Origin of the sequence: Melaminivora alkalimesophila (assembly GCF_000282995.1) — a bacterium.
GTDB classification, from domain to species: Bacteria; Pseudomonadota; Gammaproteobacteria; order Burkholderiales; family Burkholderiaceae_C; genus Melaminivora; species Melaminivora alkalimesophila.
This window is the reverse complement of sequence record NZ_ALEE01000530.1, coordinates 1-10551: the sequence shown is the minus strand read 5'-3', so window position 1 is coordinate 10551 and position 10551 is coordinate 1. Positions and strand designations below refer to the sequence as shown.

At 69.2% G+C, this 10551-nt stretch carries 9 protein-coding genes, 1 tRNA gene and 1 pseudogene; 6 read left to right on the top strand and 5 right to left on the bottom strand.

Going from position 1 to position 10551, the window contains the following annotated elements; all coding sequences use genetic code 11:
• Positions 1-105: 105 nt before the first annotated feature.
• Together A612_RS10350 and A612_RS10345 are read right to left on the bottom strand one after the other, a co-directional pair.
• The gene (locus tag A612_RS10350; RefSeq protein ID WP_019374415.1) at positions 106-690 is read right to left on the bottom strand and encodes a hypothetical protein; all 585 of its coding nucleotides are present in this window, start codon (positions 688-690) and stop codon (positions 106-108) included.
• Between the two features lie 142 nt (positions 691-832).
• Positions 833-2026 (bottom strand): acyl-CoA dehydrogenase, encoded by a 1194-nt coding sequence (locus tag A612_RS10345; RefSeq protein WP_019374414.1) that lies wholly within the window; start codon positions 2024-2026, stop codon positions 833-835.
• Between the two features lie 199 nt (positions 2027-2225).
• Between A612_RS10345 and A612_RS10340 the strand changes: the two genes are divergently transcribed.
• Both A612_RS10340 and A612_RS10335 read left to right on the top strand, forming a co-directional pair.
• Positions 2226-3191 (top strand): LysR substrate-binding domain-containing protein, encoded by a 966-nt coding sequence (locus A612_RS10340; protein ID WP_040436594.1) that lies wholly within the window; start codon positions 2226-2228, stop codon positions 3189-3191.
• A 111-nt stretch (positions 3192-3302) separates the two neighbouring features.
• Entirely contained in the window at positions 3303-3530 is a 228-nt protein-coding gene (locus A612_RS10335; RefSeq protein WP_019374412.1) for a hypothetical protein, read from the top strand.
• 710 nt (positions 3531-4240) lie between these two features.
• Here the strand turns inward: A612_RS10335 and A612_RS10330 are convergent.
• A tRNA-Leu gene (locus A612_RS10330) sits at positions 4241-4325 on the bottom strand.
• Between the two features lie 43 nt (positions 4326-4368).
• Here A612_RS10330 and cysM point away from each other — a divergent pair.
• From cysM to A612_RS10315, 3 genes are read left to right on the top strand one after another with little or no spacing between them, the layout of a single operon-like run.
• Positions 4369-5274 carry a cysteine synthase CysM gene (gene cysM, locus A612_RS10325; RefSeq protein WP_019374411.1) on the top strand — a complete coding sequence of 302 codons (906 nt, stop codon included), beginning with the start codon at positions 4369-4371 and terminating at the stop codon, positions 5272-5274.
• A 10-nt stretch (positions 5275-5284) separates the two neighbouring features.
• Positions 5285-5854, top strand: a complete 570-nt coding sequence (locus A612_RS10320; protein ID WP_019374410.1) for an NUDIX hydrolase — start codon at positions 5285-5287, stop codon at positions 5852-5854.
• A gap of 23 nt (positions 5855-5877) precedes the next feature.
• Entirely contained in the window at positions 5878-6105 is a 228-nt protein-coding gene (locus A612_RS10315) for a sulfurtransferase TusA family protein (protein WP_019374409.1), read from the top strand.
• A gap of 31 nt (positions 6106-6136) precedes the next feature.
• Here A612_RS10315 and galU read toward each other — a convergent pair whose 3' ends face one another.
• Both galU and A612_RS10305 read right to left on the bottom strand, forming a co-directional pair.
• Positions 6137-7024: a UTP--glucose-1-phosphate uridylyltransferase GalU gene (galU, locus tag A612_RS10310; RefSeq protein ID WP_019374408.1), complete on the bottom strand. Its 888-nt coding sequence runs from the start codon at positions 7022-7024 to the stop codon at positions 6137-6139.
• An 85-nt stretch (positions 7025-7109) separates the two neighbouring features.
• Complete coding sequence (locus A612_RS10305; protein WP_019374407.1) at positions 7110-9995, bottom strand: valine--tRNA ligase; 2886 nt, start codon at positions 9993-9995, stop codon at positions 7110-7112.
• Positions 9996-10194: 199 nt separating this feature from the next.
• Here A612_RS10305 and A612_RS17075 point away from each other — a divergent pair.
• Positions 10195-10551: pseudogene (locus tag A612_RS17075) on the top strand (hypothetical protein); the annotation flags it as partial.

The window sequence follows — 10551 nt, the reverse complement described above, 5'->3', positions numbered from 1 at the left end:
CGGCAGGGCGAGCGCCGCCGCTGCCAGGAACAGCGCAGTGCTGCCGAGCGGGGAAACGGACCGATGCTGGCGCATGGCAGGCGAGAGCCACCGCACGGATGGCGGTCAGCGCTGTGGGCTGGGGTCGGCGCCGCGCAGGCCCCGTGGCAGCGGCGCTTGTTCGCGGGGCTGTCCGGGGAAGATGCGGTCGTGGCGGCGCGCCGCCTCCTGGCGGGCGCGCTCGCGCTCCTCCCACTCGCGGCGGTCACGCTCTTGCCGCTCCCGTTCGCGGCGTTCCTGGGCATGGCGCGCAGCCTCGTGCCGTTCGCGCTCGCGCGCCTGGCGCTCGGCATCGCGCCGGCGCTGCTCCAGGTCGCGCCGCTCGGCTTCGCGCCGGCGTTCCAGTTCCCGCCGCTGCTGCTCATGGCGTTGCCAATCGCGCCGCTGGTCGCGCTCGCGCGCTTCGCGCCGCTGGCGCTCGTGCCAGGCGTCGGCGCGCCAGCCGGGTGGTGGGGCGGTGTAGATCACGGTGGGCGCCTCATAGACCGTGACACCGGTGGGCGGGTAATAGCGGGGCTGGGGATAGGTGGGCACCCCATAGCCATAGGGGTCGCCATAGGGATCGGCGGGCAGCTCGGCACAGCCGGCCACCAGCGCCAGGGCGGCGCAGGCACTGCCCCAGCGGGCCACGGCGGTGGAAAAACGCAGCATGAAAACCTCCTGTGCGTCGGATGGGGCGCCGTGGGCGCAGCGGTACCATCCCTTGACGCGGCAACCCCACTGTAGGTTGACCGCCGCCGTGCCGCCTGCCGGCCGGGCGCCCGCGTGGGTGCCGGCCGGAAGCCCCAGTGGGTCAGTTGGCGAACGCCGCGATGCCCGTCTGTGCACGCCCGAGGATCAGCGCGTGCACGTCGTGCGTGCCCTCGTAGGTGTTCACGACCTCCAGGTTGACCAGGTGCCGCGCCACGCCGAACTCGTCGCTGATGCCGTTGCCGCCCATCATGTCGCGCGCCAGGCGGGCGATGTCCAGCGCCTTGCCGCAGTTGTTGCGCTTGATGAGCGAGGTCGCCTCGATGACGTTGTGGCCCTCGTCCTTGATGCGGCCCACGCGCAGCGCCGCCTGCAGCCCCAGGGCGATCTCGGTCTGCATGTCGGCCAGCTTCTTTTGCACCAGCTGGTTGGCCGCCAGCGGCCGGCCGAACTGCTGGCGGTCCAGCGTGTACTGGCGCGCCGTGTGCCAGCAGAATTCGGCCGCGCCCATGGCGCCCCAGGCGATGCCAAAGCGCGCGCTGTTCAGGCAGGTGAAGGGGCCCTTGAGGCCCTGCACCTCGGGGAAGGCGTTCTCTTCGGGCACGAACACCTCGTCCATGACGATCTCGCCGGTGATGGACGCGCGCAGGCCCACCTTGCCATGGATGGTGGGCGCGGACAGTCCCTTCATGCCCTTGTCCAGGATGAAGCCGCGGATCGGCCCGACGTTGCCGCCCTCGCTCACTTCCTTGGCCCAGACCACGAAGACATCGGCCACCGGGCTGTTGGTGATCCACATCTTGGCGCCAGAGAGGCGATAGCCGCCGTCGACCTTGCGCGCCCGGCTGGCCATGCTGCCAGGGTCGGAGCCGTGATCGGGCTCGGTCAGGCCGAAGCAGCCGATGAATTCGCCGCTGGCCAGCTTCGGCAGGTATTTCTGCTTCTGCGCCTCGGTGCCGAACTCGTTGATGGGCACCATGACCAGGGACGACTGCACGCTCGCCATGGAGCGAAAGCCCGAGTCCACGCGCTCGATCTCGCGTGCCACCAGGCCGTAGCTCACGTAGTTCAGGCCTGCGCCGCCGTACTCGGTGGGGATGGTCGGGCCCAGCAGGCCGAGTTCCCCCATCTCGCGAAAGATGCTGGTGTCGGTCTTTTCGTGGCGGAACATGTCCAGCACGCGCGGCATCAGCCGCTCCTGGCAATAGGCCGCTGCGGCATCGCGCACCGCGCGCTCGTCTTCGCTGAGTTGCTGCTCGAATTGCAGGGGATCGTCCCACTGAAAGCTGGTCGCCATGCGTTTTCCTGTCTTGCTCGATTGTCCGGGGAAGGGAAGGGGGTGGGGTGCGGGGCCCGAGGGCGGCACCCGGCAGGTTCGATGGTAGGGGGCGCAAGCCGTTCGGGCAATGGAATTGATCTCATTCATTCATGAGGAAAACTCATTTCATGGCGGTTGGGTTGTTACACTGGAGCAGGCTATTGCATGAGGTGAATGCATGCGAACTCCCTTGCCCTCCACACAGGCGCTGGCCTGCCTCGAGGCGGCGGCGCGCCACGAAAGCTACACCCGCGCGGCCCAGGAACTGTCCCTGACCCAGGGGGCGGTGTCGCGCCAGATCCAGGGGTTGGAGGCGCTGCTGGGGGTGAGCCTGTTTCGCCGCACGCGCCACGGTGCGCAGCCCACGGAGGCGGGGCGGCACTACGCCCGGCAGGCGGCGCGCTGGCTGCTGGAGCTGAGGCAGGGCACCCTCGAGCTCATGGCGCACCAGGGTGCGGGCGGCAGCGTCGCGCTGGCGGCCGTCCCTACCTTTGCCACGCGCTGGCTGCTGCCGCGCCTGCCACAGTTCGCGCGCCTGCACCCGGACATCGTGGTGCACATCGACGTGCGCACGCGCCCCTTCCTGTTCGCGGACACGGCCTACGATGCGGCGCTGTATGCCGGAACCGAGGCCCAGGTGGCGCAGTGGCCCGGCGTCGAGGCCCGCTGGCTGATGCCCGAGGCCAGCGTGCCAGTGTGCAGCCCGCAGCTGTTGGCGCGGGCCGCCCGGCGCGGTCCGGGGCGCGCCTGGCAGCCGGTGGCGCCGCAGGAGATCGCGCGCCTGCCGCTGCTGCAGCAGAGCACCCGCCCCCTTGCCTGGCAGCAATGGTTCGCCGCGGCGGGTGTCGCGGCGCCGCGGGCACTGGAAGGGCCGCGGCTCGAGCTGTTCTCCATGCTCGCTGCCGCCGCAGCCGAAGGCCTGGGGGTGGCGCTGATCCCGCCGCTGTTGATCGAGGCCGAACTCGGGCGCGGCGAACTGGTCGTGGCCTGCACCCAGGCATGGGGCCAGGGGCGGGGCTACTACCTCGTCACGCCTCGCCATGCACCGACGCGGGCGCTGGAGCGCTTCGCCCAATGGCTGCAGACAGCGACAGGAGCGTCCGACGCGCTGCAGCCGGAGGGCGCGGCGCCCTGTCCCGTGTAGGCGCAGGACGGGCCTGTGGCCGGGCAGTTGGCGGATGGCGCAGCGCCCCGGAGGGGTCTAAGCTGGCGCCAGCGGGCAGGGTCCGCGCCGCGAATGCACAGGAGACACCCCATGGCCACTGCACAACCCACCTACCACGCCCCCACCTTCGTGCCCACCGTGGACGAGCTGGAAACCTTGAAGCGCCTGGAGCTCGAACCCACGATGGCTTTGCCAGAGGCGCTGCGCCAGCATCTGTCCGGGCGGCTTCTCGAGTGGGGCCTCATCCAGAAGACGCCGACCGGCCAGTTCTCCATCACCGACCAGGGGCGGCGGATGGTGCAGCGCCGGGAAGGCTGACCGGCCCCTGGCTCTTGATGGCCTTCGTCACACCTGCGTCACACGGCGTCGGCATCGTCCTACAGGCACCGGGATGCCAAGTCTTTTAAGGTTGCCAGCCATGTGCAAGGCGCGCCAAGGAGAAATGGAAGCCAAGTGACGAATTCCTCGGCCCCTGGGAATGGGCGGCCAGCAAGGCGGTTCATGCAGACAGTCCCGTTGGCGGAAGCTTTCTTCATGACATGCCGCATGCTGGCTGCTGCAGCCCCATTCACGCTGCCCGCGAGCCTGGGAGGTGTTCCGGTGGGCCGCTGCCCGGTGGGCAGGCCCTTGGCCCGGAGACTCCACGCCGGCGAGGCAGAAGAATGCGGCCCCCCTTTCCAGGGTCGGTGGGAACTGGCAGCGCTCCGCAGCCCCCTGGCCGCGGGCCGTGCGATCCGATTGCCGGGTCGCCACGGGCGGGCGCCACGCGCCGCCGCTGCCCCATCCTGCCGCGTCCCGTCCCTGCCGCTGCTGCGCCACACTGCCTGGCAATGCCCGCGGCGGTCTCTCTGCGAAGCCGGGCGCCATCCCGGCGACCAGCCCGTGGATCCGGACGTGCCGGGCAAGCCGCCGGAGCCGGCGGACGCGCCCCCGGCGCTGCAAGCCCGCCAGGGACGTGGGGAAGAAAGCGGGGGAGCAGGAAGCGGCTCTCGACTGCGTGACCGGTGTCGTAGAGCGCAGAACCGACATGGTGCCCGGGGCCGGAATCGAACCGGCACGCCTTGCGGCGGGGGATTTTGAGTCCCCTGCGTCTACCAATTTCACCACCCGGGCAGGCGCCAAATCGAAGTCGCAAATTATGGCACAGTAGTGCGCCATGACGACCTACCCGACCATCGAAGACACCATCGGCGACACCCCGCTCGTGGCCTTGCAGCGGCTGGGCCGCGAGGTCTGTGCAGCGCGCGGGAACGTGATCCTCGCCAAGCTCGAGGGCAGCAACCCGGCCGGGTCGGTCAAGGACCGCGCGGCGCTGTCGATGATCCGCGGCGCCGAGGAGCGCGGCGCCATCCGGCCGGGCGACACGCTGATCGAGGCGACCTCGGGCAACACCGGCATCGCGCTTGCCATGGTGGCGGCCACGCGCGGCTACCGGATGCTGCTGATCATGCCGGAAGACCTGTCGGTCGAGCGCGCGCAAACCATGAAGGCCTACGGCGCCGAGCTGATCCTCACGCCCAAGAGCGGCGGCATGGAATATGCGCGCGACCTGGCGGAGCAGATGGCTGCCCAGGGCAAGGGCGTGGTGCTGGACCAGTTCGCCAACCACGACAACCCGCGCATGCATTACGAGACCACGGGTCCGGAGATCTGGCGCCAGACCGAAGGGCGCGTCACGCACTTCGTGAGCGCCATGGGAACGACGGGCACGATCACTGGCGCCGCGCGATTCCTGCGCGAGCAGAAGGCGGGGGTGCGCATCATCGGCGCGCAGCCAGCAGAAGGCTCACGCATCCCGGGCATCCGCAAGTGGCCGGAGGAATACCAGCCGAAGATCTACGAGCCGCAGCTGGTCGACGAGCTGGTGCCCGTCACGCAGGACGACGCCGAGGACATGGCGCGGCGCATGGCGCGCGAGGAGGGCATCTTCGGCGGCATCTCGGCCGCGGGCGCCTGCTGGGTGGCGCAGCAGATCGCGGCGCGCGAGGAGAACGCGACCATCGTGTTCGTGGTCTGCGACCGGGGCGACCGCTACCTGTCCACCGGCGTGTTTCCGGCCTGAGGTCGCCCCCATGGCCTACCGGATGCGCTTTTGCCCGCAATGCGCCACCCCCCTGGCTCCGATTGTGCAGGAAGAAGACAGCGGGCCGAAGGAGCGGCTGCGGTGTCCGGCGTGCGACTTCACGCACTGGAACAACCCGACGCCGGTGCTGGCGGCGATCGTCGAGGTGGAGGGCCGCGTGCTGCTGGCGCGCAATGCGCTGTGGCCGCCCAAGATGTTCGCCCTGATCACCGGCTTCATGGAGGCGGGCGAGTCTCCGGAGGAGGGCATTGCGCGCGAGCTCAAGGAGGAGACGAACCTGGATGCCCAGGCCGTGCGCCTGGTCGGGGTGTATGAATTCCTGCGCATGAACCAGGTGATCATTGCCTACCATGTGCAGGCCAGCGGCGAGGTGCGCCTCTCGCCCGAGTTGGTGGACTACCGCTTCTACGAGCCGCAGCAGCTCAAGTGCTGGCCGGCCGGCACCGGCTATGCGCTGGCCGACTGGCTGCGCTCGCGCGGGCACGAGCCGGTGTTTTTCACCGACGAGGAACATGCCGAGCGCCGCCGCGGGCTGGACGCCCCGCGCCCGGCCGATTGACCAGGAAAGAGAGAGCGAGAGCGATGGAATTCGACAGGGAAGTGGACGCACGCGGGTTGAACTGCCCGCTGCCCATCCTGCGCGCCAAGAAGGCGCTGGCGGGCATGGAAAGTGGCCAGCTCCTCAGGGTGGTGGCCACCGATACCGGCTCGCTGCGCGACTTCCAGGCCTTTGCCAAGCAGACGGGCAACGAGCTGGTGGAGCAGCGCACCGAGGGCGAGGAGTTCGTCCACGTGCTGCGCCGGCGCTGAAGGCCAGGCGCTGCGGGCGCGGCGCACGCCCTCAGAGCGACAGCGACTTCAGGTACGCGCGGAAGTGCTCGCCGACCTGCGGGTGCTGCAGCGCCAGTTCCACGGTCGCCTCCAGGAAACCTTCCTTGCTGCCGCAGTCGTAGCGCTTGCCGGAGTACTGGTAGGCGTAGACCGTCTCGTGCTGCATCAGGCGGGCGATGGCGTCGGTGAGCTGAATCTCGCCGCCCACGCCGGTCGGCTGGTTGCGGATCTCGTCGAAGATGCGCGGGGTCAGCACGTAGCGGCCGGCCACGCCCATGCGCGAGGGCGCCACTTCCGGGGCAGGCTTCTCGACGATCTCGTCCACGCGCAGCAGCGCGCCGCCGGCGCTCTCGCCGCGCACGATGCCGTAGCGCCGCGTGTGCTCGGCCGGCACTTCCTGCACGGCGATGAGCGAGCGCCCTTGCTTGCTGAAGGCCGCCGCCATCTGCGCCATCACGCCCGGGCCGCCGTTGTTGCCGACCATCAGGTCGTCCGCCAGGATCACCGCGAAGGCCTCGTTGCCCACCAGCGGCTCGGCGCACAGCACGGCGTGGCCCAGGCCGAGCGAGCGCGGCTGGCGCACGAACAGGCAGTTCATGTCGGCCGGGCTGACGCTGCGCACCAGCGCCAGCATGGCCTCCTTGCCGGCGGCCTCCAGCTCGCTCTCCAGCTCGTAGGACGTGTCGAAGTGGTCCTCGATGGCGCGCTTGCTGCGCCCGGTGACGAACACCATGTCGCGAATGCCCGCCTCGTAGGCTTCTTCGACGGCGTACTGGATCAGCGGCTTGTCGACCACCGGAAGCATCTCCTTGGGAGAGGCCTTGGTGGCGGGCAGGAAGCGCGTGCCGAGTCCGGCGACGGGGAAAACGGCCTTGCGGATGCGGGTGGGCTCGCTCAAATCGGGTACCTCGCTGTCAGGTGGACACAATCGCTCGACGGGCCGGCCGCCAGGGCAGGCGGCCCGGCCGGGGTTGGCGGCGATGTTAGCCCAGCCTTGCCAGCTGTTCGCGGATGCGCTCCAAGGTCGCGCCGTAGTCTGACACGCGCTGCTTTTCCTGTGCGATGACGGCTGGAGGGGCCTTGGCGACGAAGGCTTCGTTGGACAGTTTGCTGTTGGCCTTGGCGATTTCGCCCTCCAGGCGCGTGGCTTCCTTGCCCAGGCGCGCACGTTCGGCCGCCACGTCGATCTCGACGAACAGCGCCAGGCGCGCCTCGCCCACCACCGCCACCGGAGCCGCCTTGGCCGCCTCGGCCCATGCCGACTCGTCGTCGAAGACCTTGACCTCGCTGAGCTTGGCCAGGTTTTGCAGCACCGGGGCAATCTCGCGCATGAAGACCGTGTCGCCCGCGACCAGGAGCGGCAGGCGCTGCGCGGGCGACACGCCCATCTCGCCACGCAGCTGGCGGCAGGCGTCCACCACCTGCTTGATGCGCTCCACGTAGGCAATCGAGGCCTCGTCGATCTTGGCCGGCTGGGCCTGCGGGTAGGGTGCGATGGCCACCGACTCGCCCTGGACGCCCGCCACCGGCGCGACCTTCTGCCACAGCGCTTCGGTCACGAAGGGGATGATGGGGTGCGCCAGGCGCAGGATGGCTTCGAGCACGCGGATCAGCGTGCGGCGCGTGGCGCGCTGCTGCGCTGCGTTGCCAACCTGGATCTGCACCTTGGCGATCTCCAGGTACCAGTCGCAGAACTCGTTCCAGACGAAGTCGTAGATGGCGTTGGCGACGTTGTCCAGGCGGTAGTCGGCAAAGCCGCGAGCGACCTCGGCCTCCACTTTTTGCAGCAACGAGACGATCCAGCGGTCCGGCTGGCTGAAATCGAGGTACGCCTCGGTGCAGCCCTGCGCGTCGTCCAGGCCGCAGTCATAACCTTCGCAGTTCATCAGCACGAAGCGGCTGGCGTTCCAGAGCTTGTTGCAGAAGTTGCGGTAGCCCTCGCAGCGTTTGCTGTCGAAGTTGATGCTGCGGCCCAGGCTGGCGAGCGCCGCGAAGGTGAAGCGCAGTGCATCGGCGCCGTAGGCGGGGATGCCCTCGGGGAACTCCTTTTGCGTGTTCTTCCTCACCTGCGGGGCGGTTTCGGGGCGTCGCAGGCCGGTGGTGCGCTTTTCCAGCAAGGGCTCGAGCGCAATGCCGTCGATCAGATCCACCGGGTCGAGCACGTTGCCCTCGGACTTGCTCATCTTCCTGCCCTGCGCATCGCGCACCAGGCCGTGGATGTAGACGTGGCGGAAGGGCACGCGGCCGGTGAAGTGCGTGGTCATCATGATCATCCGGGCAACCCAGAAGAAGATGATGTCGTAGCCGGTGACGAGCACCGAGGATGGCAGGTAGAGGTTGTAGTCGTCCTCGGGCGCGTCGGATTGATGGGGCCAGCCCATGGTCGAGAACGGCACCAGCGCCGACGAGTACCAGGTGTCGAGCACGTCTGGATCGCGCCTCAGGCGCACACCCGCCCCCGCCTGGGCCTGCGCCTCGGCCTCGCTCGCCGCCACATAGACGTTGCCGGCCTCGTCGTACCACGCCGGGATCTGGTGCCCCCACCACAGCTGGCGCGAGATGCACCAGTCCTGGATGTTGTTCATCCACTGGTTGTAGGTGTTGACCCAGTTCTCGGGAACGAACTGCACTTGGCCGCTGGCCACCGCGTCGATGGCCTTCTGGGCGATGGATTTGCCGGTGACGTCGCCTTCGCCCACCTTGGACAGGGCGACGAACCACTGGTCGGTCAGCATGGGCTCGACGATCTGGCCGGTGCGCGTGCACACCGGCACCATCAGCTTGTGCTTTTTCGTCTCGACCAGCAGGCCCTGCGCCTGCAGGTCGGCGACGATGGCCTTGCGGGCTTCGAAGCGGTCCAGGCCGCGGTATTTTTCGGGGGCGTTGTCGCTGATGGTGGCGGTGAGCGTCAGCACCACCTCCATGGCCAAGCCGTGGCGCTGGCCCACGGCATAGTCGTTCTGGTCGTGCGCGGGCGTGACCTTGACCACGCCGGTGCCGAACTCGCGGTCCACATACTCGTCGGCAATGATGGGGATCTGGCGGCCGACCAGCGGCAGCGTCACGCTTTGGCCGATCAGGTGCGCATAACGTTCGTCTTCCGGATGCACCATGACGGCCACGTCGCCCAGCATGGTCTCGGGGCGGGTGGTGGCCACCACCAGCTGGCCGCTGCCATCCGACAGCGGATAGGCGATGTGCCAGAGCGAGCCGTCGCGCTCCTCGTTTTCCACCTCCAGGTCGGAGACGGCCGATTGCAGCACCGGATCCCAGTTGACCAGGCGCTTGCCGCGGTAGATCAGGCCCTGCCGGTACAGGCGCACGAAGGTTTCCGTCACCACCTCGGAGAGTTTCTCGTCCATGGTGAAGTACTCGCGGCTCCAGTCCACGCTGTCGCCCATGCGGCGCATCTGCGTGGTGATGGTGTTGCCCGATTGCTCCTTCCATTCCCAGACCTTGGCGATGAAATCCGCTCGGCCCAGGTCGTGGCGGCTCTTGCCTTCGGCTTGCAGCTGGCGCTCGACGACGATCTGCGTGGCGATGCCGGCGTGGTCCGTGCCCGGCACCCAGACTGTGTTGTGGCCCAGCATGCGGTGGTAGCGCGTCAGGCTGTCCATGATGGTCTGGTTGAAGGCGTGGCCCATGTGCAGCGTGCCCGTCACGTTGGGCGGCGGCAGCTGGATGGCAAACGACGGCTGGGCGGCGTCTGGCTGGCCGGTGCCGCGCACGCCGGCCCGGCCGTAGCCGCGCCGCTCCCACTCGGGGCCCCAGTGCGCTTCCAGGGCGGCGGGCTCGAAGGACTTGGACAGGCTGGTAAGGCCGGGCTGCTGCGGGGTGTGGGAGTCGCTCATGGCAATGAAAAACGGCATCCCAGAGGATGCCGCCAGGGCTGGGTACGTCGGAACCCTCCATTTTATGCGTTGCGCCCCGCCAGGGGCACGGCGCGCAGCGCTGTCCGCCACCGAGGCATGCGGTCGGCGCCGACAGCGGCGCTCCGTCCTTTGGGCACAATGCGGCGTCTTGCCGCGGCGCGTCCGCGCTTGCCACTTCTGCCTCGCCAGCCCGATCGTGAAGAACTCCGCCATCCGCGCCGCCCTCCTGGCCTTCGCACTGGCCGCGGCCGCACACGCCCAGGAACCTCCGGCGGTCACGGCGCCCGCCGTGCGCCAGCCCCTCAGCTATGCCGAGGCGCAGCAGCTGTTGTTGACGCGCTCCGACCGCCTGGGCGCTGCCACGCGCGGGGTGGAGAGCGCGCGCCTGCGCCGCCAGGCCATGGAAGGCCTGGGCGGGCCGTCGGTGGCGGTGACCGGCATGGCCTACCACTACTCGGCGCACGCCGACATCAGCCTGGACCCGGCGCGCCACGCGATCTCCGGCATCCTGGACATGCTGCCGCCGCCGCTGGGCGCGGCGATCGGCGACCGC